Source organism: Streptomyces sp. NPDC091387 (assembly GCF_044756945.1).
Classification (GTDB): domain Bacteria; phylum Actinomycetota; class Actinomycetes; order Streptomycetales; family Streptomycetaceae; genus Streptomyces.
This window is the reverse complement of record NZ_JBIVTZ010000030.1, coordinates 47,189-71,437: the sequence shown is the minus strand read 5'-3', so window position 1 is coordinate 71,437 and position 24,249 is coordinate 47,189. Positions and strand designations below refer to the sequence as shown.

Below are 24,249 nucleotides of genomic sequence, written 5' to 3'. Positions count from 1 at the left end.
CCTCAACGGCCAGTCGGGCATCAAGTACGACCAGGACCTCCGCTTCGGCGCCGGCGACCTGCGCCAGGCCTTCTGGCTCGTCGACCTGCTGGAGAGCTCGGACTACGCCGGCCCGCTGCACTTCGACTTCAAGCCGGTGCGCACCGACGGCATCGACGGCGTCTGGGAGTCCGCGAAGAACTGCATGCGCAACTACCTGATCCTCAAGGAGCGCGCGCTGGCGTTCCGCGCCGACCCGGCCGTCAAGGAGGCGCTGGCCGCCTCCCGGCTGGACCAGCTGGCGCAGCCCACCGCCGCCGACGGCGTCAAGGCCCTGCTGGCCGACCGCTCCGCGTACGAGGAGTTCGACGTGGACGGCGCGGCCGAGCGCTCGATGGCGTTCGAGGCGCTCGACCAGCTCGCCATGGAGCACCTGCTCGGCGTCGGCTGACGCCCCGGGGCGCCCGGCGGACCGCCGGGCGCCCCGACTCCCCGGGTGCGGGCCTGCCGGATCCGTACCCGGGCGGATGGACTCATCCCGTCGGGGACACCGTGGTCCCCCCGGGCCGGCACCCCTCTCACGCAAGGGCACCATCGTGACAGCACCTTCCCCGGACGGCCTGCGCCAACGGCGCCGTCGTCACCACCGGCGGGTCATCGTTCCGCTCACCGTCGTCTCCGCACTGGCCGGCGGCGTCGCCCTGGCCGGCTGCGGGCAGCAGCGGGACCCGGACGTGTACACCGTCATGAACTCGTCGACCGACGAGTCCTACCACCGCTGGGACGCCCAGACGCTGGCCCGGTGCAGCAAGCGGCTCGGGGTGAGGATCGAGCAGCAGAGCGTCCCGGCCGCGCAGGTGATGACGAAGGCCCTGCGGATGGCGTCCTCGAAGTCGCTGCCCGACGTCCTCCAGCTGGACGCGTCGGAGATGCCGACGTTCGCCGAGGCCGGCGGCCTGATCCCGCTGAAGGACCTCGGGCTGACGACCACCGACATTCCCCGGGGAATCGTCAACTTCGGCTCGTACGAGGGGACGTACTACGGCGCGGCACGCACGGTGAACACCCTGGCGCTGTTCTACAACAAGGACGTCCTCGACCAGGCCGGTCTCGAAGTGCCCACCACCTGGGCCGAGATGCGGTCGACGGCGAAGAAGCTCACCCAGGGGAAGCGGTACGGACTGGCGCTGAGCGCGGGCGGCGCGGAGGACGGCGTCTTCCAGTTCACCCCGTTCATGTGGTCCAACGGCGGCGACGAGACGAAGCTCGACAGCCCGCAGGTGGCCGGGGCGCTGGACTACTGGAAGGGCCTGCTCAAGGACCGTTCGCTGTCCAAGTCGACGGTCAACTGGACCCAGGCCGATGTGAACGACCAGTTCATGGCCGGCAACGCCGCCATGATGATCAACGGCCCGTGGCAGGTCGAGACCCTCAACTCCAAGAAGGGTCTGAACTGGGGCATCGCCCAGATCCCGGTCCCGAAGGCCGGGGACGACTCGGTCGGTCCGCTGGGCGGCGGGATTCTGACCGTGCCCAACACCGGTGACAGCGCCCGGGAGAAGATGTCGGCGAAGATCATCGGCTGTATGGCGGGCGAGCAGGAGCAGATCACCTACGCGCTCAACAGCTGGATGGTCCCGGCCAACGAGAAGGCCGCCGCCGTGTGGCGCGAGAAGGTCCCCGAGCTGGCCGCCCTCTCCGAACAGGTAGCCACCGCCCGCTCGCGTACCGCGAAGCTCGGCGCGGGCTGGTCGTCCGTCTCCCTCGCGCTGCAGAGCGCCTTCCAGTCCGCCCTCACCGGCGAGTCGAGCGAGGCCGCCCTCAAGCGCGCCCAGCAGCGCGCCACGAGCGGGAACTGAGGTACCGCAATGTCGACCACCACCGCCTCCGCAGCCACCGGTCCGGCGCTCCCGGCCACCGCGGTCGGGAAGCCGCCGAACCCGGCACGCATCCGGCGCCGCAGGCACCTGGCCCAGTGGGGCTTCATCGCCCCCGCCGTGATCTTCATGGCGCTCTTCTTCGGCTACCCGCTCGTCCGCAACATCGTGATGAGCTTCCAGGACTACTCGCCGTCCACGTTCTTCACGGGCAGGTCCCCGTTCAACGGAACGGCCAACTGGAGCAATGTCTTCAACGACGAGCTCTTCGGCAAGGCCCTCTGGCACACCATCCTGTTCACCATCGGCTCGCTGATCGGGCAGTTCTGCATCGGTCTGGGTCTCGCGGTGTTCTTCAGCCGCCGCTTCCCGCTCAACGGGATCCTGCGGTCGCTGATCCTGCTGCCGTGGCTCGTCCCGATGGTCGTCTCCGGTGTCGTCTGGCGGCGGATCCTCGACCAGGACACCGGCGTCCTCAACTCGTTCCTCGGCACGATCGGCGTCGGCGGCGACACCCCGTGGCTGACCAGCACGAGCATGGCGCTGATCTCGGTGGTCCTGGTGAACATCTGGATCGGCATCCCGTTCAACATGGTGATCCTCTACGGCGGACTCCAGGAGGTCCCCAGGGAGCTGTACGAGGCCGCCTCGCTCGACGGCGCCTCCGCCTGGCGGACCTTCCGCTCGATCACTCTGCCGATGCTCCGCCCCGTCATCACCGTGGTGCTGGTGCTCGGCTTCATGTCGACGGTGAAGATCCTCGACCTGATCCTCGCGCTCACCGACGGCGGTCCCGCCGACTCCACGCAGACCCTGGGCACCCTCACGTACCAGAACTCCTTCGTCCAGCTGGACTTCGGAGCGGGTGCCGTGGTCGGCAACATCCTGATCCTGATCTCCGCCGTCTTCGCGGTGTTCTACCTGCGGGCCAACCGCAACGAGGGGAAGTGACCGGCATGGCGAGCACTGTGCGTACCCCCGCCGCCCCCACGCATCTCACCGGCCGGCCGAAGCGGCGCTGGGGCGCCACGGTCTTCGGCGTCGTGGTGCTGTGCGTGATGCTGTTCCCGCTGTACTGGATGGTGAACACCGCGCTCCAGCCGTCGTCCGGGCTGCTGGAGGTCAGCCCCTTCCCGCACAGCCTGGATCTGTCGGGCTTCCGCTCGGCCATCTCCGACCAGGGCCGCAACCTGCTGACCTCGCTGGCCGTCGCGCTCGGTGCGGTGGTGATCTGCCTGGCCGTCTCGGCGCCCGCCGCCTACGGTCTCGCGCAGTTCAAGCTGCGCGGCACCAGGACGATCGTCTTCGGCACGCTGATCACCCAGATGGTGCCGGGCATCGTCATCGCCAACGCCCTGTACAGCGCGTACGTGGACATGGGCCTGGTCAACTCCTACGCCGGGCTGATGCTGGCGGACGCCTCGCTCGGCATCCCGTTCGCGATCGTGCTGATGCGCTCGTTCATGGTGGCCATCCCGCGCGAGGTCATCGAGGCGGCCGAGGTGGACGGTGCGGGGCGCCTGCGTACCTTCGTGCAGGTCGTGCTGCCGATGAGCCGCAACTCCCTCATCACGGCGGGGCTGTTCTCGTTCCTGTACGCGTGGAGCGACTTCATGTTCGCGCTGACGCTGAACACCACGGACGACGTCAAGCCGATCACGCTGGGCATCTACCAGTACATCGGCGCCCATGTCGGTGACTGGGGCTCCGTCATGGCGGCGTCCGTGCTGTCGGCGATCCCGGCTGCCGTTCTGCTCGTCCTGTCCCAGAAGTACATCGCCGCCGGGATCACCGGCGGCTCGGTCAAGTGAGGACTGCGTTTTTCATGAGTGACTTCCCCGTGTTCCCGCCCGGCTTCGTCTTCGGCGCGGCCACGGCCTCGTACCAGATCGAGGGTGCCGCGCGGGAGGACGGCCGCGGTCCGTCCATCTGGGACACCTACAGCCACACGCCCGGGAAGACCGACGGCGGTGACACCGGTGACGTCGCCTGCGACCACTACCACCGCTACCCCGAGGACGTGGCGCTGCTGCGCGAGCTGGGCGTGGACTCGTACCGCTTCTCCGTCGCCTGGTCGCGCGTCCAGCCGACCGGTGGCGGTGCGGTCAACCCCAAGGGGCTGGACTTCTACTCCCGGCTCGTCGACTCGCTCCTCGAAGCGGGCATCGAACCGGCCGCCACCCTCTACCACTGGGACCTGCCGCAGGCCCTGGAGGACCGGGGCGGCTGGCGGGTGCGCGAGACCGCGGAGCGGTTCGGGGAGTACGCCGGGATCATGGCGGAGCACCTGGGCGACCGGGTGCCGCGCTGGATCACGCTCAACGAGCCGTGGTGCAGCGCGTTCCTCGGCTACTCGGTGGGCCGGCACGCGCCCGGCGCGAAGGAGGGGCGCGGCGCGCTGGCCGCCGCGCACCACCTGCTGGTCGGCCACGGCCTGGCGATGAAGGAGCTGCGGGCCGCCGGGGTCCGCGAGGCGGGCATCACGCTCAACCTCGACCGCAACGTCCCGGCAACCGAGTCGGACGCGGACCTGGCCGCCGTCGTCCGCGCGGACACCCAGCACAACCTGGTGTGGACCGAGCCGATCCTCGCGGGCCGCTACCCGGCGACCGATGAGGAGACCTGGGGCGAGCTGATCACCGCGCAGGACTTCCGCCGCGAGGGCGACCTGGAGCTGATCTCCCAGCCGATGGACTTCCTGGGCATCAACTACTACCGCCCCATCGTGATCGCCGCCGCCCCGCACCGCGAGGCCGACCCGGCGCTGCGCGTCGCCACCGACAACCGCTACAGCGAGGGCGAGTACCGGGGCGTACGGAAGACGGCGATGGGCTGGCCGGTCGTGCCCGAGTCCTTCACCGATCTGCTGACCGCGCTGAAGCAGACCTACGGGGACGCGCTGCCGCCGGTGCACATCACGGAGAACGGCTCGGCGGAGTTCGACACCGTGGACGCGGACGGTTCGGTGCACGACGCGGACCGGGTCGCGTACCTGCGGACCCATCTGACGGCCCTGCGTGCGGCGATGGACGCGGGTGTGGACGTCCGGGGCTACTACGTCTGGTCGCTGCTGGACAACTTCGAGTGGGCGCTCGGGTACGCGAAGCGGTTCGGGGTCATCCGGGTCGACTACGACACGCAGGAGCGCACGCCGAAGGACAGCTACCGCTGGTACCAGGGGCTGATCGCGGCGCACCGGGGATAGTCCCGGGCGCCTCCGGGCCGCCTCGTCCGCCGTCCGGCGGGCGGGGCGGCTTTCCGCGCGCCCGGGGGCGGGTCAGCGCGGCGCGTACGCCGCCGGGTCGGCCAGGACCCCGCGCACCACCCGGGCGGCCGCGCCCCTGGCCGCGTCGCCGGAGAGCGAGGAGGCCCGCAGTCCGCTGCCGTTGCCGTGCCACCGCCCCGACACCACCCGGTCGGCGAGCTGGGCCTGCGCCGCGTCCGCCAGCCACGGCATCAGATCGCGGTAGATGCCGCCCAGCACGACGGTGTCCAGGTCGAAGAGGTTGACCGCCCCGGACAGCACCAGGCCCATCCGGTCCCCCGCCGCCCGCAGCACTTCCAGCGTCCCCGTGTCCCCCGCGCGGGCCCTCCTCTCCAGCTCGCCGAGCCCGCGCACGCCCGCCGCCGGATCGATCCCGGCGGCCCGCAGCAGCGCCGCCTGACCCGCGTACTGCTCAAGGCAGCCGCGCGCCCCGCACCCGCACAGCGGGCCCTCCGGGTCGACGACCACGTGCCCCACCTCGCCGGCGAAGCCATGGGCGCCGCGCAGGAGTTCGCCGTGGAGCACCAGCGCCCCGCCGACGCCGATCTCGCCGGTGAGGTAGAGGAAGCAGCCGCCGCCCCCGGGGCCGCCGAACCAGAGCTCGGCCAGCGCCGCCAGATTGGCCTCGTTGTCCGAGCTGACCGCCAGTGCCCGGCCCGCCGGGCGCAGCGTGCTGAGCGCCTGGCCGAAGATGCCTTCGGCCGCGACCCGGTACCAGCCCAGGTTGGGCGCCTGGCGGACCATGCCGCCGGAGACCAGTCCGGGCAGCGCCAGCTCGACGCCGACGGCCCGCAGCCCCTGTTCGCCGGTCGAGGTGATGACCCGGTTGGTGAGCCGGGCCGCGTGGGCGAGCACCTCGGCCGGCGGGGTGTTCCGGTTGTCGATGTGCTCGGTGACCCGGACCCGGTCGGTGCCGGTGAGCCCGACCGCGCAGACCGAGACATAGTCGATGTTGATCTCGACGCCGAGCCCGGCCGGACCGGTGTCCGACACCTTCAGCACGGTGCCGGGGCGGCCGGCGCTGCCGCTGAACGTCTTGCCGGACTCGGTCAGCTGGTCCAGCGACAGCAGCTCCTCGACGAGCGAGGACACCGCAGCCCGGGTCAGCCCGACCCGGGCCGCCACCCGGGCCCGGGTCACCTCGCCCTCCTCCAGTACGGCACGCAGGACGAGGCCGAGGTTGTGGCGGCGCACGGACTCGGTTCCGGCCTTGGTGCCGGTCGGGGTGGCATGGATCGTCATCAGGCCTTCGAGCGTAGGGCCTCGCCCGCCGATGGCCCGCACCCGCCCGGCGACGACCTGCGGGTTTCGGTCGTGCCCGCCCGTGCCGGACGGCTGCGCCCCGGATGATCACGTGTCCGAAACACCACCGCAGCCCGCCCGCCACATCGCCCGGATACGTTCGCCGTACGCGGCCACCGTCGCCCGCTCCGCCCCCGTCCCGGACCCCGTGGTCCGGCCGGTGAACGAGGAGGCCCAGCGGTGCACCTTCCGCCATCCCGAACTGCCGGCAAGAGGCTGCGACGCCGTACCCCCGCCGTGCGGCCCGGCCGCCACGCGCCCGCCTGGCTCACCCACGTACTGCGCCTGCGCCGGGCCCCCGTGCCCCGGACGGCGATGGTGCGCGGCGCGCTGGGTGCGGGGCCCCTGCTGGGGGCCGGGATCGCCGCCGGGCATCCGGGGCCCGGCGTCCTCGCCGCCCTGGGTGCGATGCTCGCCGGGGTCAACGACCGTCCCGGGACGCGCCGCGAGGGCCTGGTCCACATCGGGCCGCCGGCCGCGGCCGGAGCGCTCGGGCTGCTCGTCGGCGCCCTGGTCGCGGACGGTACGGGGCGGTGGACGGCGGTGCCCGTGCTCTTCCTGGCCGGCTGGGTCTCCGGGGCGCTGAGTGCGAGGGGTGCCGGGTGGTCGGCGGCCGCCCTCCAGATGCTGGTCACCACCACCATCGGCATGGGGATGCCACTGGCGGGACCGGCCTGGCTGAAGGCCCTCTGCTTCCTGTCCGGGGCGGGCTGGCTGGTCCTGCTGCGCCTGCTGCTGCGTACGCCGCGCTCCCGGGACGCGACCCGGTGGAGCGGTGAACGCGAAGCCGTGGCAGCGGTGTTCGACGCGCTCGCGGACGCGCTGGAGGCGCTCGGTGGGCAGGAGGCCCAGGGCGCCCGTCGCGGGCTCGTCGCCGCGCAGCAGCAGGCGGACGAGGCGCTGCGCCTGATGCGGCTGCTGCCCTGGCCCGGCCGGTGGCCGGGCCGGGCAGAAAGCCACCGTCTCGCCGCCCGCTTCGGCGCGGCGGTCGCGCTGTGCGAGGCGAGCATCGCGCTGCTGTGGGAGGGCCGGGCCGTCCCGGACGAGGTGGCCGACGGGCCCCGTCGGCTGGCCGCGGCGGTGCGGAGCGGCGGGCCCGCGGGAGCGCTGCCGAGCCCGCGGTCGGACACCGTCGCCCGCCTGGCCTTCGACCGCGCGGTGCTGGCGGCCGCGGTGACCTTCGACCGGACGACGGCCGGGACACCGGCTCCCCGCCCGGAGCCGGCGCCGGACACACGTCGCGGGGCCGGGGCGTACCCCGGGCTCCGCCCGGGGTTGTTCGCACCGGCCGGGCGGGAGTACGGGCTGCGCGTGGCGCTCTGCGTCTCGGTCACCGCGGCCGTCGCGCTGCTGCTGCACGAGGACCACTGGTACTGGCTCCCGGCCACCGCCGCGTTCCTGGTGAAACCGGACATGGGCCCGCTGTTCTCCCGGGTGGTGAACCGGTTCGCCGGGACCGTTGCCGGGGTCATCGCCTTCGTCGCGCTCATGGCCGTGCCCGGCGGCTCCGGCACACCGCTCGTCGTGGTGGCGGTCGTCGTGGCCGGGGCGCTGTTGCCCCTGTCCACCCGCCACTTCGCGTTCCAGACCGCGGTGATCACCGTGCTGGTGCTGTCGTTCGTGCACACCGCGGGTGACACGGAGGCGGCCGCGTCCCGGCTGCTGGAGACCTTCCTGGCCTGCGCCCTCGTGCTGCTCGTGGGACACCTTCCGCTGTCGGCCGACCCCGGGGTGCGGGTCGGCCACCGGTTCGCCGTCACGCTGCGCTGCACGGAACGCTATCTGCGCCACGTGCTGGACGCGCCGGAGCGGGCCGGGGCCGCGCACCGGGCCGATGGCCGGGGTCTGGCCCTGCGCGCCGCCACGTACCGCGCGCTCGCCGAGGCGCGGGCGGCGGCGGAGACCGCGGCGGCCGAGCTGCCGGGGCCGTTCGGCGGGCCCCGGCAGGACTGGCCCGCGGTGACGGTGGCGGCCGAACTCGTCGTGGACGCGGCGACGGCGTGCGCGTTGCGGGTCGAGAACGGGGTGCCGCGCCCCTCGTCCGCCGAGGTGGCGCGGGTGACGTCGGCGCTGTCCCTGCTGGCGGAGGCCCTGGAGGACGGCCAGCGCGTACGGCGTCCCGCTCCGGGTCCCGGTCCGCGCGACTGCCGTTCGCTGCGGGATGTGATGACCCAGTTGCACGGCATTCACCGCCTGACCACAGCCGGGCTCCCCGGTCCGCCGGCGGCCTGCCCCGTATCCCCGTCCTGACCGCATCCGATGCCGCAACACCCGCATATCCGGGCGAAGATGTCGCGGTGGCATCATTTCGCCAAACCCTTGGACACGTGAGGGACTCGTGAAAGGATCACCCTCAAATTCCGTGGCGTGTCCCCGTATCCCGCGGCGCGTCACGCCTCGTCCCACCACCCATGGAGAACCCACGTGGCCAAGACCTCTGGCCGTCGGCCCGGACGGGCCGCCGCCCGTCTCACCGCCGCCGCGATAACCGCGGCCCTCGTCGGCACCGGTACCGCCGCCTTCGCCGCGGAGCCGGGCGACGCGCCCATGTTCGGCATCGCCGGTCTGGACAGCGCCGGCACCTCGTACTACTACACCCCGTCCGGCGACGGCGGCCTCGAGAAGCGGGTCGAGCTCGACACCGGCTGGAAGAACGTCAAGTTCCTCGGCCGGGTCGACCACAACGCCGACAACGTGGCGGACGGCCGCTGGCAGCTCAGCACCAACGGCGACGTCCACTACTACGCCAACGACAACTCCGCGGCGAAGAAGATCGGCTACGGCTGGGACATCTACAACAAGCTGGTCTCCCCCGGCCAGTTCGGCGGCGCGGAGGGCGGCGACCTCCTCGGCCGCGACGCCAAGGGCGACCTGTACCTCTACCTGGGCTACGGCGACGGCACCGTCACCAAGCGCATCAAGGTCGGTTACGGCTGGGACGTCTACAGCGAGATCGCCGGCAACGGCGACCTGACCGGCGACGGCAAGAACGACATCGTCGCCCGCGACAAGTCCGGCGTCCTGTGGCTCTACAAGGGCACCGGCAACCAGCACGACCCGTACGCCAAGCGCACCAAGATCGGCAGCGGCTGGAACCAGTACAACGCCCTGTTCGCCCCCGGTGACATCGACCTGGACGGCATCGCGGACCTGGTCGCCCGGAACGCCGCCGGCGAGCTCTACCTGTACAAGGGCACCGGCAACGCCGCCACCCCGTACAAGCCCAAGGCCGTCATCGGAACGTCGGGCTGGAACACCTACCGCCTGTTCTTCTGATCAAAAGGGCAGTTTTGTGCCCAAAATCGTGACACGATTCGGCTGAATCCGTGGCCCGCCGTCAACTCGCGGCGGGCCACGACCGATCACGATCCATGGAGTACTTCGTGGCCGATACCGCTGGCCGTAACCACAAGCGCACAGCCGCTCGCGCGGCAGCCGCGGCGCTCACCGCCGCCCTCGTCGCCACCGGCACCTCCGCCGTGGCCGCAGACTCCCCGCAGCCGTCGATCAGCGCGGCGCAGCAGCCGTCCGCCGCGACCGCGAAGGCGGCAGCCGCCGCAGCCAACAACTTCGCCCTGTTCGGCGTCAACTCCGCGGGCACCGCGTACGCCTACCGGTCGAACCTCAAGGGCGGCCTCACCGCCCGCAGCCTCAACGGATCGGGCTGGACGGGCGTCAACGCCATGCTCCAGGTCTCCAACGTGCCGAAGAGCAGCGGCGACAGCGACGGCATCTGGTTCCGTGAGAACAACGGGAACTTCGGCTACCTGAAGTTCGACGCCGACAAGCCGGTCCAGGTCGGCTACGGCTGGGACATCTACAACAAGCTGGTCTCCCCGGGCAACATCGGAGGCGCCGCCGCGGGCGACATCCTCGCCCGTGACAAGAAGGGTGACGTCTACGTCTACCTCGGCTACGGCACCGGCAAGGTGACGGGCCGTATCAAGGTGGGCTACGGCTGGGACATCTACAGCGAGATCGTCGGCAACGGCGACCTGACCGGCGACGGGAAGAACGACATCGTCGCCCGCGACAAGTCCGGTGTCCTGTGGCTGTACAAGGGCACGGGCAACCAGAAGGCGCCGTTCGCCAAGCGCACCAAGATCGGCAGCGGCTGGAACCAGTACAACCGGCTGGTCTCCACGGGTGACATCACCGAGGACGGCCGGACCGACCTCCTCGCCCGGAACGCCGCGGGCGAGCTCTACCTGTACCGGGGCACCGGCAACGCCGCCGCCCCGTTCGCGGGCAAGGTGAAGATCGGCACGAGCGGCTGGAACAGCTACAAGTTCCTCTTCTGAGCCACTCGGCACTTCCACCCGGACAGGTTCCGCCCGGCAGAAGAGAGCCGGAGCGTGCGAGCCGGGACATGAGAGAGGGCCGCATCCCCGTCACCGGGGATGCGGCCCTCTCGCCGTACTGCCCGCCGACCCTACTTGCGGATCAGGCTGCGGAGCACGTACTGCAGGATGCCGCCGTTGCGGTAGTAGTCCGCCTCACCGGGGGTGTCGATGCGGACGACGCCGTCGAACTCCACACCGGTGTCGGTGGTGACCTTGACGGTGCGCGGGGTGGTGCCGTTGTTCAGCTCGGTCACGCCGGTGAAGGAGAAGGTCTCCTCGCCGGTGAGGCCGAGGGACTCGGCGGTCGCGCCCTCCGGGAACTGAAGCGGGAGGACGCCCATGCCGATGAGGTTCGAGCGGTGGATGCGCTCGTAGGACTCGGCGATGACGGCCTTGACGCCCAGGAGCGCGGTGCCCTTGGCTGCCCAGTCGCGGGACGAGCCGGAGCCGTACTCCTTGCCCGCCAGGATGACGAGCGGGGTGCCCGCGGCCTGGTAGTTCTGCGAGGCGTCGTAGATGAACGAGACCGGCGCGTCGCTCTGGGTGAAGTCGCGGGTGAAGCCGCCCTCGGTGCCCGGCGCGATCTGGTTGCGCAGGCGGATGTTGGCGAACGTGCCGCGGATCATGACCTCGTGGTTGCCACGGCGCGAGCCGTAGGAGTTGAAGTCACGGCGGTCGATGCCGTGCTCCGTGAGGTACTTGCCGGCCGGAGTGTCGGCCTTGATCGCACCGGCCGGGGAGATGTGGTCGGTGGTGACCGAGTCGCCCAGCTTCGCGAGGACGCGACCGCCGGTGATGTCCTCGACCGGGGTCGTCTCCATCGTCATGCCCTCGAAGTACGGGGGCTTGCGCACGTAGGTGGACTCGGAGTCCCACTCGAAGGTGTTGCCGGTGGGGATCGAGAGCGCCTGCCACTGGGCGTCGCCCGCGAAGACGTCCTGGTAGGACTTGTTGAACATGTCCTCGCCGATGGAGTTGGCGACGACGTCGTTGACCTCGGCCTCGGACGGCCAGATGTCGGCGAGGAAGACGGGCTTGCCGTCCTGGTCGACGCCGAGCGCGTCCTTGGTGATGTCGACCTTCATCGAACCGGCGATGGCGTACGCGACGACCAGCGGCGGGGACGCCAGGTAGTTCATCTTGACGTCGGGGTTGATCCGGCCCTCGAAGTTACGGTTGCCGGAGAGCACCGAGGTCACGGCCAGGTCGTGCTCGTTGACCGCCTTGGAGACCTCTTCCGGCAGCGGGCCGGAGTTGCCGATGCAGGTGGTGCAGCCGTAGCCGACGAGGTTGAAGCCGACCTTGTCGAGGTACGGGGTCAGGCCCGCCTTGTCGAAGTAGTCGGTGACGACCTTCGAGCCCGGGGCGAGGGTGGTCTTGACCCACGGCTTGCGGGTCAGGCCCTTCTCGACGGCCTTCTTCGCCACGAGCGCCGCGGCGACCATGACGTACGGGTTCGAGGTGTTGGTGCAGGAGGTGATCGCGGCGACGGTGACGGCGCCGTGGTCGAGCTCGTACGTCGAGCCGTCGGGGGCGGTCACGGTGACCGGGTTCGACGGGACGCCGTTGGAGGCGGCCGGCGAGTCGGAGGCCGGGAAGGACTCCTTGCCCGCCTCCTCGTCGTCCGAGACGTAGTTGCGCACGTCCTGGGCGAACTGCGCCTTGGCGTTCGCGAGGACGATGCGGTCCTGCGGGCGCTTCGGGCCGGCGATGGAGGGGACGACCGTGGAGAGGTCGAGCTCCAGCTTCTCGGAGAAGTCCGGCTCTGCGGCCGGGTCGAGCCAGAGGCCCTGCTCCTTGGCATACGCCTCGACGAGCGCGACCTGCTGCTCGTCGCGGCCGGTCAGGCGCAGGTACTTCAGCGTCTCGTCGTCGATCGGGAAGATCGCGGCGGTGGAGCCGAACTCCGGCGACATGTTGCCGATGGTGGCGCGGTTCGCGAGCGAGGTGGCGGCGACGCCCTCACCGTAGAACTCGACGAACTTGCCGACGACACCGTGCTTGCGGAGCATCTCGGTGATGGTCAGCACGAGGTCGGTGGCGGTGGTGCCGGCCGGGAGCTCGCCGGTCAGCTTGAAGCCGACGACGCGCGGGATGAGCATGGAGACCGGCTGCCCGAGCATCGCGGCCTCGGCCTCGATGCCGCCGACGCCCCAGCCCAGCACGCCGAGGCCGTTGACCATGGTGGTGTGCGAGTCGGTGCCGACGAGGGTGTCGGGGTACGCCTGGCCACCCCGGACCATGACCGTACGGGCCAGGTGCTCGATGTTGACCTGGTGCACGATGCCGGTGCCCGGGGGGACGACCTTGAACTCGTCGAAGGCGGTCTGGCCCCAGCGCAGGAACTGGTAGCGCTCCTTGTTGCGGCCGTACTCCAGCTCGACGTTCTGCGCGAACGCGTCCTTGGTGCCGAACTTGTCGGCGATGACGGAGTGGTCGATGACCAGCTCGGCCGGGGCGAGCGGGTTGATCTTCGCCGGGTCGCCACCGAGCTCCTTGACGGCCTCACGCATGGTGGCGAGGTCGACGACACACGGCACACCGGTGAAGTCCTGCATGATCACGCGGGCCGGCGTGAACTGGATCTCCTGGCTGGGCTGAGCCTGGGAGTCCCAGCCACCGAGCGCCCGGATGTGATCGGCGGTGATGTTCGCGCCGTCCTCCGTGCGGAGCAGGTTCTCCAGCAGCACCTTCAGGCTGTAAGGGAGGCGCGCGGAGCCCTCGACCTTGTCCAGCTTGAAGATCTCGTACGACTCGTCGCCCACGCGCAGCGTGCTGCGGGCGTCGAAGCTGTTCGCCGACACGACAGTCTCCTTCATCAATGTGCGCGTAACTCCGCGCCGCGCCTCACTACGGCGGGCGCCGCGTGGTGCTGCCTACAGCCACCCGACCATCCGCTAAGGTAAGGCTTAGTTAGGTAGCCCTTACCGCGCGGCGGCCCGCTGTGCGCCTTCGGCATATATCTCGATGTCGAGATAACTCTAGTACATCGCCGGGGAAGGGTCATGCCGGGGCACGCCTGACCGCCCTTATCCGAGCGGGGCGGTCACTCAGCGGACCCGGCCGCGGATTCCGGTTGCGGTCAGCGCTCGGCTGTCTTCTCCTGGCCGCACCGGTTCGCGCGGTCCACCTCGGCCATGTGTTCCTCGGCCCACGCACGGAGCATGGCCAGCGGTTGTTCCAGCGTCAGGCCGAGCGGGGTGAGCCGGTAGTGCACGCGCGGCGGCACCGTCGCCTCCACCCGGCGGCCGACCAGGCCGTCACGGGTCAGCCCTCGAAGGGTGACCGAGAGCATCTTCTGCGAGACGCCGGTCATCCGGCGCTGCAGTTCCGCGAAGCGCACCTCCCCCGGGGATGCCTCCGCCAGCACCTTGATGGCCATGGACGTCCACTTCGTACCGATCCGGTCGAGCAGACCGCGGGTCGGACACTGCGGATCGAACAGGTCTCCACGGTCCCCGTGAGGGGAAGGCGGCGTCGGGGAGGTCACCTGGGGCTCACCACCTGAGGCAGAAGTGCGGTCTTGGCCCTCCCACGTTAGTTACCTATCGTTTTGTTGTCACTATTCGTAACCGCCTGGAGATCCACGTGCCTGCCGCACCGCACCGCATATCCGGCCGCCGCCCGTCCGGCGTAGAACTCCGCCGCGTCACGGCCAATGGCATCGACCTCAACGTGGCTCTCGCCGGCGAGGGCCCGGCCGTGCTGCTGCTGCACGGCTTCCCGCACACCTGGCGCCTCTGGACCCACGTCCTGGCCGGGCTCGCCGGGCGATACCGGGTGATCGCGCCGGACCTGCGGGGAGCGGGCGCGAGCACACGCGCCGTGGACGGCTACGACGCCGGCACGCTCGCGAGCGACGCCGAAGCCCTCCTCGACGCTCTCGGGGAGAGTTCGGCGGCCGTGGTCGGCATCGACGCCGGCACCCCGCCGGCCTTCCTTCTCGCCATGCGCCGCCCCGACCTCGTCCGGCAGCTCGTCGTCATGGAGTCGCTTCTGGGCAGGCTGCCCGGCGCCGAGGAATTCCTCGCCCACGGAGCACCGTGGTGGTTCGGCTTCCACGCGGTACCCGGCCTCGCGGAAACCGTTCTCGCCGGGCACGAAGCCCAGTACATCGACTGGTTCCTCGACGCGGGTTCGCTCGGGGAGGGGGTGGATCCCGCTGTCCGGGAAGCCTTCACCCGTGCGTACACCGGGACCGAGGCTCTGCGCTGCGCCTTCTCCTACTACCGTGCGCTGCCAGAGAGCGCCTGGCAGATCCAGGAGGCCGTCGGTACGGGCCGGTTGACCGTGCCCACCATGGCCATCGGCGCCCACCCCGTGGGCAGAGCCCTCGAACAGCAGCTGCGTCCGGTCGCCGATGATCTCATCGGCCACCTCGTCGAGGACTGCGGCCACATCATCCCGCTGCACCGCCCCGAGGAACTGCTCGGCCTCCTGGAACCGTTCCTCGCCTCGGCGGGGTCAGCCGCCACGTGTGAACTACCCGGCGGCGCCGTCGGTGCCGTCCCCGTCCGGACCGGGGGTGTCCTGCCCCAGGCCCCGGCGGATCGCGATCTCCACGGGTGAGTACGCTCCGTCGGCCCGCTCCAGCTCGTACGGCACGGCCGGCATCAGCGGCGGCTGGGCCATGAAGCGCGGCCGCGCCCCGTGGTGCGGTTGCGCCGCGTGCACCAGGAACGGGTGGCACAGGTAGACATCGCCCGGGGACCCGGTGGCGAGGGCGAGCGGGCGGTGGTCGGACGCCGCCACCAGGTCGGGCGCGAGGGCCGGCCCGCTCGCTCCGTCCTCCCCGTACTTCTCCAGCACCTTCGGCACGTCGAGGTGTGAGCCGGCCCTGATCCGGGTCGGGGCGTCCTCCTCACCGACCTCGCTGAACAGGAACAGCATGAGCAGCGCCCGGCCCCGGGAGCGCAGATTTGTGAAGTACCAGCTCTCGCCCTCGGGCAGGTAGCTCCCCTCGATGTGCCAGCCCGCGTCCTGCGGCTCCTCCGCGTGCGGGAAACGCAGCGGGAAGGTGCCCAGCGAGTAGCGCGGCTCCCAGCGTCCCGCGCCGACGAGCAGGTCGTACGCGTGCTGCAGGAAAGGGGAGTTGGGGGCGGCGGCGAAGGGCCCCTGCGCCATGCCGGGCACCCGGTGCACGGGCTGCGTCCAGGTCGACGGATCGTCCGGGTCGCAGCCCGTCTCCCGCCACAGCAGCCGGGCACAGTCCGCGGCCACGCGCGGCGCGACGGCGCCCTCCAGTTTCACGAAGCCGTCGCGGAGGAAGCGGGATACCAAGGTCGTGTCATCCATGCACCCATCGTCCGGCGACACCGGTCCCGCTCACCCGACATTCCCCGCACCGGCTCTGTCGGGTGTCCGCCGAGCACCTTCCCGTCCCTCCGGGGCCGGAAGCGACCGCCCCGCGGTCACCGGACCTGTCCGGTGACCGCGGCCCGTCAGTCGAGACAGAACTCGTTGCCCTCGACGTCCTGCATCACGAGGCACGACTCGTCGTAGCCGTCGGCACGCAGGAGTCGCACGCGCACCGCGCCGAACGCGACCAGCCGTGCGCACTCGGCCTCCAGCGCGGCGACGCGCTCCTCGCCCACGAGCCCGACGGCGACCCGGACGTCGAGATGCACCCGGTTCTTGACGGCCTTGCCCTCGGGAACGCGCTGGAAGTACAGCCGGGGGCCCACACCTGCGGGGTCATGGCAGACGAAACCCGCACCCTGACGCTCGGGCGGCAGCGAGCGGTCGAAATCGCCCCACGTGGCAAACCCCTCCGGCGGCGGAGGTACGACGTACCCCAACACCTCGCACCAGAAGCGGGCGACGCGCTCGGGTTCCGCGCAGTCGAAGGTGACCTGGATCTTCTTGACCGACGTCATCGGGCCAGCCTATTGACGCGTGGGGCGCTCCAGCACCCGGGCGCCGATGTGGGGGCGGCTGGCCGGCACCGTCATGCGGCGGCCCGCGCTCACCGCGCTGCCCGTGCTCGCGGTCCTGCTGGTCGCGGCGAGCCCGCTCCTCGGCATCACCTTCGGCACGCCGGACGAACGCGTGCTGTCCTCGGACGCCGAGAGCCGCCAGGTATCGGCCGTCCTGCAGAAGAAGTTCAACGGCAACGACGACGCGGCCCTCCACGTCGTCATCGACACCTCGGTGAGCAAGGCCCCTCTGACGTCGTACGCAGTCGAACTGTCCGGTCTCGACGGTGTCGCCCGCGTCGAGACAAGTGCGGGCACCTACACCGACGGACGCTCCACGGCCGCCGGCCCCGGGAACGCCGCCCTCGGCCGCCCCGACGCACAGCGGATCAACGTGGTGAGCGACCTGCCGCCGAAGTCGGACGCGTCGCAGAGCCTGGTCGACGAGGTGCGGGCGGTCGCCCCGCCCGCCGGATCACACCCCCTGGTCGGCGGAACCGACGCCGTACTGGTCGACGCCAAGGGCGCGATCGGCAATCGCCTCCCGCTCGCGGTGGCCATGGTCGTCCTCACCACGTTCCTTCTGCTCTTCCTGTTCACCGGCAGCATCGTGCAGCCGTTGCGTGCGCTGGTGCTCAACGTGATCAGCCTGGGAGCGACGCTCGGCGTCATGACGTGGATCTTCCAGGACGGCCACCTCTCCTTCCTGCTCGGCTTCACCGCGCAGCCCATGGAGGTGTCCATGACCGTGCTGATGTTCTGCATCGCCTTCGGCCTCTCCATGGACTACGAGGTCTTCGTCACCAGCCGCATCAAGGAACTCCACGACCTGGGCGAGGACAACGAGTCCGCCGTGACCAACGGCCTCGGGCACACGGGCCGCATCGTCAGCGCGGCGGCCTGCCTGCTGGCGGTGAGCTTCTTCGCCTTCGGGACGGCCGAGCTCAGCTTCATGCAGATGTTCGGCCTGGGCAGCGGCCTCGCCATCCTCATCGACGCCGTCGCGGTACGCGGCATCCTGGTGCCCGCCGCGATGCGGCTGCTCGGCCGCTCAGCCTGGTACGCGCCCGGCTTCCTGCGCACGTTCCACGCACGGTTCGGCCTCAGCGAGGGCGGCCCCGCGCCCGAACCGGCAGCCGCCGCGGCCGCCGACTCGCCGGAGTACGTGACCGAGTCGCCGTACGCGAAGGACTCGACGCAGGTCTGACCACATCGGGTCACATCCGGGCACATCCCGCGCATGTGCCCGCCTCCCCTCCAGAGGCGGGCACATGCGCGCAGCATCCGGGCCGGGCCGGGCCGAGTCGGGCCGGTGGTGCCGGGCATGGTGGACTTCGGGTCCGGCGGACGGATCGGGTCCGGCAGACGGTTCAGGTCCGGCGGCGGAGTGGCGCAGGCGGAGAGAGACAGTGGGGCGGCGCATGACCGAGCACGGCAAGGACCACGGGTATCTGCTGGACAACCAGCAGTCGGAGGCGGGCATCCGGTTCGGCGCGCTGGCCGAGCTGTTCGACCCGGTGACGTTCCGGCACATCGACCGGATCGGCATCACCGAGGGCATGCGGTGCTGGGAAGTCGGAGCCGGCGGCCCCTCCGTTCCCGCGCGTCTCGCCGAACGGGTCGGCGCCACCGGGCAGGTCGTCTGCACCGACATCGACGTGTCCTGGGCCCGGGACGCCGCCTCCGACGTCGTCGAAGTCCTGCGCCACGACGTCGCGGCCGATCCTCCGCCACCGGGTGGTTTCGACCTGGTGCACGCCCGGCTGGTCCTGGTGCACGTCGTCGACCGCGCCGAGGCCCTGCGCCGCATGGTCCAGGCACTGCGTCCCGGAGGTGTGCTGCTCCTGGAGGACGCCGATCCGGGGCTGCAGCCCCTGCTGTGCCCGGACGAGTGGGGCCCCGAGCAGCGGCTGGCGAACCGTCTGCGGTCCGGGTTCCGGGAGCTCATGGCGGGGCGCGGCGCCGATCTCTCGTACGGCCGGACGCTGCCACGGCGGCTGCGCGAGGCCGGTCTGCTCGGCGTGCGGGCGGACGCCTACTTCCCGATCACCTCGCCGGCCTGCACCGTTCTCGAGGCTGCGACAGTCCGGCAGATCCGTGGCCGGCTCGTGGCCGCGGGGATCGCGACCGACGAGGACATCGACCGCCATCTGTCGAACGTCGCCACTGGAGACCTCGATCTGGCGACGGCCCCGATGATCTCCGCCTGGGGCCGACGCCCGTAGGGTGCGGCGGACGGGTGTGACGGACGGCCGGATCGGTCAGGATTCGAGAAGCGAGGGCCGCGGGACCGCGCATACCCTGACCGTCATGGACATCACCATTCACACGAGCGCCCTTCCGCACGACGACCCGGACGCGTCCCTCGCCTTCTACCGCGACACCCTCGGCTTCGAGGTCCGCAGTGATGTCGGACAGGGCAAGATGCGCTGGATCACGGTCGGCCCGGCAGGACAGCCCGACACGTCCATCCTCCTGGCGCCCCCGGCCGCCGACCCCGGGGTGACCGAGGACGAGCGCCGCACCATCACCGAGATGATGGCCAAGGGCACCTACGGGTGGATCCTGCTGGCGACCCGGGACCTCGACGGAACCTTCGAGAAGGTGCAGGCCGGCGACACCGAGGTGGTCCAGGAGCCGACCGAGCAGCCGTACGGAATCCGCGACTGCGCCTTCCGCGATCCCGCGGGCAACCTGGTCCGCATCCAGGAACTGCGCTGAGCCGCCCCGTCCTCGGCACCCGTCGGCAGCCACCGTCATGAGAACACCGTCATGAGAAGGAGTCCCCTCTTGTGCCATCCCTCGTGGGCGCGGGCCCGCGCCGCAGAGCAGCGACTGCGTGATCTGGCCCTGCTGCGCCGGGTCCGCGACCGGATCGACCGTGAGTACGCGCAGCCGCTGAACGTGGAGGCGCTCGCCCGCGGCGCGAACATGTCCGCAGGGCACCTCAGCCGTCAGTTCCGGCTGGCGTACGGCGAGTCGCCGTACGCGTACCTGATGACGCGTCGTATCGAGCGCGCGAAGGCACTGCTGCACCGTGACAGCCTCAGCGTCACCGAGATCTGCTTCGCGGTCGGCTGCTCGTCGCTGGGCACCTTCAGTACCCGCTTCACGGAACTGGTCGGGATGCCGCCCAGCGCCTACCGGCGCCGTGCGACGGGCGCCGCGGCGGGGATGCCTCCCTGCGTGGCGAAAACGGTGACCCGGCCGGTCAGGAATCGAGAGGCACCCGCCCCGGAGCCACAACTGGCGTGACGGACACGGCATCCATCGAATCCGTCACCCTCGGAGTGGCCGACCCCACGGTCGCCCAGCGCGTCTACACCTCCGCCTCCGGACTGGACACGCAGCTGCGCCTGCGGGCCTCCGAGGCACGACGGCCGGCTTCCGCGGGTTCACGCTCTCTCGCACGGTCTCCCAGCGGCCACCTGTACGTCGAGTTCGCCGCCGGCGTTTGCCGCACGGCGCACGTTCGACCTCGCACGCGGCTCGGCGAGGGGCTGGCTGTTCGGCGTGGCCCGCAACGTGCTGTCCCAGCACCTGCGGCGGGCGGGGCGGCAAGAGGCCGTACCGGGGCCGGAGGTCACCGACCCCTGGCAGGCGGTGGACCAGCGGCTCGACGCGGCCGCACTGGCACCCGCCCTGCGCCAGGCACTGGCCGAACTGCCCGTAGAAGAGCGTGAGTTGCTGCTCCTCGTCGGCTCGGAGCAGCTCACCCCGGCGGAGGCGGCCACCGCTGTGGGCATCCCGGCGGGCACGGCCCGCTCGCGGCTGCCCCGGGCCCGGGGCCGGCTGCGCGAGGCAAGGCCTACAAGAAGGGTCGCCGGCCCGACTGGGACTTCGGGCCGAAGAGCGTCGGCTGGAAGGGCCTGGACCAGTTGCCCACCGACCCGGCGAAACTGCTCTCCGGTTGCTGCAGACACCGTCGAAGACCCAGGACATCGCCCCCTTCGACCAGGCGACCGCGCTGCTCGGCGACGCCCCCGCGAGCCCGAAGCTGCGAGCGGGGGGTGTTCAGGGCGATGGCCGGGCTGAAGGGCGTCAAGCTCGTCGGGTCCGTCAAGGACAGCGCCGGGCGCGGCGGGACGGCCCTCGAGTTCCAGGAGGCCAGGAGCCTCGGCCGGGTGACCGTCGACCCGAGGACGAGCGCGATCCTGGAGTACACCTTCACGTGGACGTCAGGACCGGGCAAGGGCAAGGTCACCCACCACACGGTCCTGTCGATGGGCTTCACGGACAAGATCGGCTGAACGAACCCGACGGCGGGGCAGGACGGGCGCTGAGGGACGGGACGGGGTGGCAGGGGTGCGCACACGGCTCCCCCGCCACCCGCTTCCGTCCCCCACCCCTCCTACGCGGAGGTCCGCCGGCGGACCAGCTCCTTGCCCTCCTCCGGCAGCGCGTCGGCGGCCAGCAGCCGCGGCAGCAGGTCACCCTCCAGGGTCATGGCCCGGAAGACGAGCGCGACGGTCACGTCGTGATCCGGCCGGTGCACGACCTCGACCGGGTCATCCGCACGGATGTCGCCGGGCTCGATCACGCGCAGGTACGCCCCGGGCAGCGCGGCCTGCGTGAACCGCTTGAGCCAGCCGTCGCGCCCCAGCCAGCCCTGGAACGTGCCGCACGGGATCCGCGCGCAGGACACCTCCAGGACCACATCCGGCCCGATCCGCCAACGCTCGCCGATCAGGGCGCCGTTGACGTCCAGCCCGAGGGTCGTGAGGTTCTCCCCGAAGACCCCGTTGGCCAGCGGCCGGTCCAGCTCGGCCGCCCAGCCGTCGAGGTCCTCGCGGGCGTAGGCGTAGACGGCCTGGTCGGATCCGCCGTGGTGCTTCACGTCGTAGACCCGGTCACCGGCGAGGCCGACCGCACCGGTGCCCTTGGGGCCGGGAGCCGTGACGGCGACCGGTCCGTCGACGGGCCGCTTGTCGATACCGGTCGAGCTCAGCCCCTTCCAGGGGTTGGGACGGGGGTGGCCGGTATTGACGGAGAGCAGCTTCATTCCGGGGACCATACGATCATCCAGACGCCGGGTCGACCCATTTATCCCGCCACCCAGCACGGACGGCCCGGCGGCCCGGCACCGGCGAACGCACCCGATGGACGCGTTCCACGTGCCGAACCGGCACGGCGGAGGGACCATGGAACCGGGCGGCAGTGCCCGCGATCGACCGTGCCCCCGCACTGTGGGCCGGCACCCACCCGTCACTCGAACACCACGCCCCACCAACAGCCTCATCTCATATCTGAGATAGCCTTTCGGTATGTCAGATGACTACCTCGTACGTATCGGCAAGCTCATCCGTGACGCCCGTCAGCACCGGGGCTGGACACAGAGCCAGCTCGCCGAGGCGCTCGCCACCAGCCAGAGCGCCGTGAACCGCATCGAGCGCGGCAATCAAAACATCAGCCTTGAGATGATTGCGCGTATCGGTGAAGCACTCGACAGTGAGATCGTGTCGCTCGGCTACGCCGGGCCCATGCACCTGCGGGTGGTCGGCGGGCGCCGGCTGTCCGGCGCCATCGACGTCAAGACCAGCAAGAACGCCTGCGTGGCGCTGCTCTGCGCCTCGCTGCTCAACAAGGGCCGCACGGTGCTGCGCCGGGTGGCCCGCATCGAGGAGGTGTACCGCCTCCTGGAGGTGCTGAACTCCATCGGGGTGCGCACCCGGTGGATCAACGACGGCACCGATCTGGAGATCGTCCCGCCCGCCCGGCTCGACATGGACGCCATCGACGCGGACGCCGCCCGCCGGACCCGGTCGATCATCATGTTCCTGGGACCGCTGCTGCACCGGATGGACCAGTTCAAGCTGCCGTACGCGGGCGGCTGCGACCTCGGCACCCGGACGATCGAGCCGCACATGATCGCGCTGCGCCGCTTCGGCCTGGAGATCGCCGCCACCGAGGGCATCTACCACGCCCAGGTCGACCACGCCGTCACGCCCGGCCGCCCGATCGTACTGACCGAGCGCGGTGACACCGTGACCGAGAACGCGCTGCTGGCCGCCGCCCGGCACGACGGCACCACCGTCATCCGCAACGCGTCGTCCAACTACATGGTCCAGGACCTCTGCTTCTTCCTGGAGGCGCTCGGCGTACGGGTGGACGGGGTAGGCACGACCACACTGACCGTGCACGGCGTGCCGACCATCGACGTGGATGTCGACTACTCCCCCTCCGAGGACCCGGTCGAGGCGATGAGCCTGCTCGCCGCCGCCGTGGTGACCGAGTCCCAGCTGACGATCCGCCGGGTGCCGATCGAGTTCCTGGAGATCGAGCTCGCGGTGCTGGAGGAGATGGGCGTCGACTGCGACCGTACGTCGGAGTACGCGGCCGACAACGGACGCACCCGACTGGTCGACCTGACGGTCAGGCCCTCCAAACTGGAGGCGCCGATCGACAAGATCCACCCGATGCCGTTCCCCGGCCTCAACATCGACAACGTGCCGTTCTTCGCGGCCATCGCCGCCTCGGCCCACGGCCAGACCCTCATCCACGACTGGGTCTACGACAACCGCGCCATCTACCTCACCGACCTCAACCGCCTCGGCGGCCGGCTCCAGCTCCTGGACCCGCACCGAGTGCTCGTCGAGGGCCCGACCCGGTGGCGCGCGGCCGAGATGATGTGCCCGCCCGCGCTCCGGCCGGCCGTGGTGGTGCTGCTCGCGATGATGGCCGCCGAGGGCACCTCCGTACTGCGCAACGTCTATGTGATCAACCGCGGTTACGAGGAGCTGGCGGAGCGGTTGAACTCGGTGGGTGCGCAGATCGAGATCTTCCGGGACATCTGATCGGCGGGGTGTCGTGCCCCTTGGGGGCACGGGGCACGACACCCCTAAATACCTGACGACCTGCGGTTATACCCTTTCTCGACCTTCCATTGATCACCGCTACCTTTCATCACCTTGTGCAACGCGTGTGCAAGATGATCTTGAATGGGTAACGATGCGTCAGACACGCTTGATTGCCCGTCATCCTTTACGGAGAGTGCTCACCAGAGGGGCCTCGCCATGCCCGCAACGACGCCGCCACTGGTGTTCGCAGCCGCCGCCGCGCCGGAGCTGTACGACTCCCTCAGCTGACCAGCCCGCCGGGCGGCAGCGGCACAAGCCGCGCCGCCCGGCCACTGACCAACGGCCACACAGCCCGCCGCGCCCCAGGGCCGAACGTACGAGCTGCCCCCGGGCGTGACGCAGGCACCAACCGCATGAGCACCTCACCCGGCCAGAGAGCACCGCGCCGACTGTCCCGAACGAAGGAACCGCACCGTGCCCTGTCCGCCGCCTCCGACTCCCAGACCGCCGCCCCGCCCGCCGTGACGTCGCCTGAACCGTCGGCCCGGCCATGTACGGCATCCGCCCCAAGGCCACCTCCGCCCGGCTCACGTACGGCCGTCACGCCCTGATCGCGGTGGAGGAATCGGGCCACATCGAGGTATACGCCGACCGGCCCGGCATGTGTCCCCGCGGCAGTAGCGCTACGTCAGGTGACGGATCTTGTGCATATGCGTGCCGGCAAGTAGCTTCCGCAGTAGGCTAATTGTCCTGCATAGCACTAAGTGCGTT

The 24,249-nt window shown here is 70.8% G+C and carries 19 protein-coding genes and 3 pseudogenes; 16 read left to right on the top strand and 6 right to left on the bottom strand.

Annotated elements, in window-relative coordinates; genetic code table 11:
* The 5 genes and pseudogenes from ACIQM0_RS37230 to ACIQM0_RS37210 form a co-directional block, all read left to right on the top strand.
* A pseudogene (locus tag ACIQM0_RS37230) lies at positions 1-430 on the top strand (xylose isomerase); the annotation flags it as partial.
* Between the two features lie 145 nt (positions 431-575).
* Positions 576-1,838, top strand: coding sequence for an ABC transporter substrate-binding protein (locus tag ACIQM0_RS37225; RefSeq protein ID WP_401295268.1), 1,263 nt, complete (start codon positions 576-578; stop codon positions 1,836-1,838).
* A 9-nt stretch (positions 1,839-1,847) separates the two neighbouring features.
* Positions 1,848-2,807, top strand: coding sequence for a carbohydrate ABC transporter permease (locus tag ACIQM0_RS37220; protein ID WP_401295266.1), 960 nt, complete (start codon positions 1,848-1,850; stop codon positions 2,805-2,807).
* Positions 2,808-2,812: 5 nt separating this feature from the next.
* Positions 2,813-3,667, top strand: coding sequence for a carbohydrate ABC transporter permease (locus tag ACIQM0_RS37215; protein ID WP_401295264.1), 855 nt, complete (start codon positions 2,813-2,815; stop codon positions 3,665-3,667).
* Between the two features lie 14 nt (positions 3,668-3,681).
* Positions 3,682-5,061, top strand: coding sequence for a GH1 family beta-glucosidase (locus tag ACIQM0_RS37210; protein ID WP_401295262.1), 1,380 nt, complete (start codon positions 3,682-3,684; stop codon positions 5,059-5,061).
* Positions 5,062-5,133: 72 nt separating this feature from the next.
* Here the strand turns inward: ACIQM0_RS37210 and ACIQM0_RS37205 are convergent, their stop codons facing one another.
* Positions 5,134-6,363 (bottom strand): ROK family protein, encoded by a 1,230-nt coding sequence (locus tag ACIQM0_RS37205; RefSeq protein ID WP_401295260.1) that lies wholly within the window; start codon positions 6,361-6,363, stop codon positions 5,134-5,136.
* Positions 6,364-6,603: 240 nt separating this feature from the next.
* Here ACIQM0_RS37205 and ACIQM0_RS37200 point away from each other — a divergent pair, with 240 nt between their 5' ends.
* From ACIQM0_RS37200 to ACIQM0_RS37190, 3 genes are all read left to right on the top strand, one after another.
* On the top strand, positions 6,604-8,673 hold the full coding sequence (locus tag ACIQM0_RS37200) for an FUSC family protein (RefSeq protein WP_401295258.1): 2,070 nt from the start codon (positions 6,604-6,606) through the stop codon (positions 8,671-8,673).
* Between the two features lie 174 nt (positions 8,674-8,847).
* On the top strand, positions 8,848-9,699 hold the full coding sequence (locus ACIQM0_RS37195) for an FG-GAP repeat domain-containing protein (RefSeq protein WP_401295256.1): 852 nt from the start codon (positions 8,848-8,850) through the stop codon (positions 9,697-9,699).
* Positions 9,700-9,806: 107 nt separating this feature from the next.
* Positions 9,807-10,724: an FG-GAP repeat domain-containing protein gene (locus ACIQM0_RS37190; protein ID WP_401295254.1), complete on the top strand. Its 918-nt coding sequence runs from the start codon at positions 9,807-9,809 to the stop codon at positions 10,722-10,724.
* A 131-nt stretch (positions 10,725-10,855) separates the two neighbouring features.
* On the opposite strand, the gene acnA is transcribed toward ACIQM0_RS37190, so the two are convergent.
* Together acnA and ACIQM0_RS37180 are read right to left on the bottom strand one after the other, a co-directional pair.
* Positions 10,856-13,570, bottom strand: a complete 2,715-nt coding sequence (acnA, locus tag ACIQM0_RS37185; protein WP_401295253.1) for an aconitate hydratase AcnA — start codon at positions 13,568-13,570, stop codon at positions 10,856-10,858.
* A 278-nt stretch (positions 13,571-13,848) separates the two neighbouring features.
* On the bottom strand, positions 13,849-14,256 hold the full coding sequence (locus ACIQM0_RS37180) for a winged helix-turn-helix transcriptional regulator (RefSeq protein ID WP_401295252.1): 408 nt from the start codon (positions 14,254-14,256) through the stop codon (positions 13,849-13,851).
* 98 nt (positions 14,257-14,354) lie between these two features.
* Between ACIQM0_RS37180 and ACIQM0_RS37175 the strand changes: the two genes are divergently transcribed.
* Positions 14,355-15,335 (top strand): alpha/beta fold hydrolase, encoded by a 981-nt coding sequence (locus ACIQM0_RS37175; protein WP_401295250.1) that lies wholly within the window; start codon positions 14,355-14,357, stop codon positions 15,333-15,335.
* Here ACIQM0_RS37175 and ACIQM0_RS37170 read toward each other — a convergent pair.
* Together ACIQM0_RS37170 and ACIQM0_RS37165 are read right to left on the bottom strand one after the other, a co-directional pair.
* The gene (locus ACIQM0_RS37170) at positions 15,249-16,061 is read right to left on the bottom strand and encodes a phytanoyl-CoA dioxygenase family protein (RefSeq protein ID WP_401295248.1); all 813 of its coding nucleotides are present in this window, start codon (positions 16,059-16,061) and stop codon (positions 15,249-15,251) included. The two genes, ACIQM0_RS37175 and ACIQM0_RS37170, sit on opposite strands and share 87 nt — an antisense overlap.
* A 146-nt stretch (positions 16,062-16,207) precedes the next feature.
* Entirely contained in the window at positions 16,208-16,642 is a 435-nt protein-coding gene (locus ACIQM0_RS37165; protein WP_401295246.1) for a VOC family protein, read from the bottom strand.
* 34 nt (positions 16,643-16,676) lie between these two features.
* On the opposite strand from ACIQM0_RS37165, the pseudogene ACIQM0_RS37160 reads away from it, so the two are divergent.
* The 6 genes and pseudogenes from ACIQM0_RS37160 to ACIQM0_RS37135 all read left to right on the top strand — a co-directional run.
* Positions 16,677-17,888 (top strand): annotated as a pseudogene (locus ACIQM0_RS37160) (MMPL family transporter); the annotation flags it as partial.
* 214 nt (positions 17,889-18,102) lie between these two features.
* Positions 18,103-18,906, top strand: a complete 804-nt coding sequence (locus ACIQM0_RS37155; RefSeq protein WP_401295244.1) for a class I SAM-dependent methyltransferase — start codon at positions 18,103-18,105, stop codon at positions 18,904-18,906.
* A gap of 85 nt (positions 18,907-18,991) precedes the next feature.
* Entirely contained in the window at positions 18,992-19,402 is a 411-nt protein-coding gene (locus ACIQM0_RS37150) for a VOC family protein (protein ID WP_401295242.1), read from the top strand.
* Between the two features lie 69 nt (positions 19,403-19,471).
* On the top strand, positions 19,472-19,936 hold the full coding sequence (locus tag ACIQM0_RS37145; RefSeq protein ID WP_401295240.1) for a helix-turn-helix transcriptional regulator: 465 nt from the start codon (positions 19,472-19,474) through the stop codon (positions 19,934-19,936).
* Positions 19,937-20,152: 216 nt separating this feature from the next.
* Positions 20,153-20,716 (top strand): annotated as a pseudogene (locus ACIQM0_RS37140) (RNA polymerase sigma factor); the annotation flags it as partial.
* Positions 20,704-20,931 carry a hypothetical protein gene (locus tag ACIQM0_RS37135; protein ID WP_401295238.1) on the top strand — a complete coding sequence of 76 codons (228 nt, stop codon included), beginning with the start codon at positions 20,704-20,706 and terminating at the stop codon, positions 20,929-20,931. The pseudogene ACIQM0_RS37140 and the gene ACIQM0_RS37135, both read left to right, overlap by 13 nt.
* A 101-nt stretch (positions 20,932-21,032) precedes the next feature.
* On the opposite strand, the gene ACIQM0_RS37130 is transcribed toward ACIQM0_RS37135, so the two are convergent.
* Positions 21,033-21,683 (bottom strand): MOSC domain-containing protein, encoded by a 651-nt coding sequence (locus ACIQM0_RS37130; RefSeq protein ID WP_401295236.1) that lies wholly within the window; start codon positions 21,681-21,683, stop codon positions 21,033-21,035.
* Positions 21,684-21,945: 262 nt separating this feature from the next.
* On the opposite strand from ACIQM0_RS37130, the gene ACIQM0_RS37125 reads away from it, so the two are divergent.
* Positions 21,946-23,475: a UDP-N-acetylglucosamine 1-carboxyvinyltransferase gene (locus tag ACIQM0_RS37125; RefSeq protein WP_362962800.1), complete on the top strand. Its 1,530-nt coding sequence runs from the start codon at positions 21,946-21,948 to the stop codon at positions 23,473-23,475.
* The last annotated feature ends 774 nt before the right edge of the window (positions 23,476-24,249 follow it).

What these genes read in the sequence shown, in the direction of transcription:
- ACIQM0_RS37220 (WP_401295266.1), top strand. Translation starts at nt 1,848, where the DNA reads ATGTCGACCACCACCGCCTCCGCAGCCACCGGTCCGGCGCTCCCGGCC.
- ACIQM0_RS37215 (WP_401295264.1), top strand. Translation starts at nt 2,813, where the DNA reads ATGGCGAGCACTGTGCGTACCCCCGCCGCCCCCACGCATCTCACCGGC.
- ACIQM0_RS37210 (WP_401295262.1), top strand. Translation starts at nt 3,682, where the DNA reads ATGAGTGACTTCCCCGTGTTCCCGCCCGGCTTCGTCTTCGGCGCGGCC.
- ACIQM0_RS37205 (WP_401295260.1), bottom strand. Translation starts at nt 6,363, where the DNA reads ATGACGATCCATGCCACCCCGACCGGCACCAAGGCCGGAACCGAGTCC.
- ACIQM0_RS37170 (WP_401295248.1), bottom strand. Translation starts at nt 16,061, where the DNA reads ATGGATGACACGACCTTGGTATCCCGCTTCCTCCGCGACGGCTTCGTG.
- ACIQM0_RS37165 (WP_401295246.1), bottom strand. Translation starts at nt 16,642, where the DNA reads ATGACGTCGGTCAAGAAGATCCAGGTCACCTTCGACTGCGCGGAACCC.
- ACIQM0_RS37155 (WP_401295244.1), top strand. Translation starts at nt 18,103, where the DNA reads ATGACCGAGCACGGCAAGGACCACGGGTATCTGCTGGACAACCAGCAG.
- ACIQM0_RS37150 (WP_401295242.1), top strand. Translation starts at nt 18,992, where the DNA reads ATGGACATCACCATTCACACGAGCGCCCTTCCGCACGACGACCCGGAC.
- ACIQM0_RS37135 (WP_401295238.1), top strand. Translation starts at nt 20,704, where the DNA reads ATGGCCGGGCTGAAGGGCGTCAAGCTCGTCGGGTCCGTCAAGGACAGC.
- ACIQM0_RS37130 (WP_401295236.1), bottom strand. Translation starts at nt 21,683, where the DNA reads ATGAAGCTGCTCTCCGTCAATACCGGCCACCCCCGTCCCAACCCCTGG.
- ACIQM0_RS37125 (WP_362962800.1), top strand. Translation starts at nt 21,946, where the DNA reads ATGTCAGATGACTACCTCGTACGTATCGGCAAGCTCATCCGTGACGCC.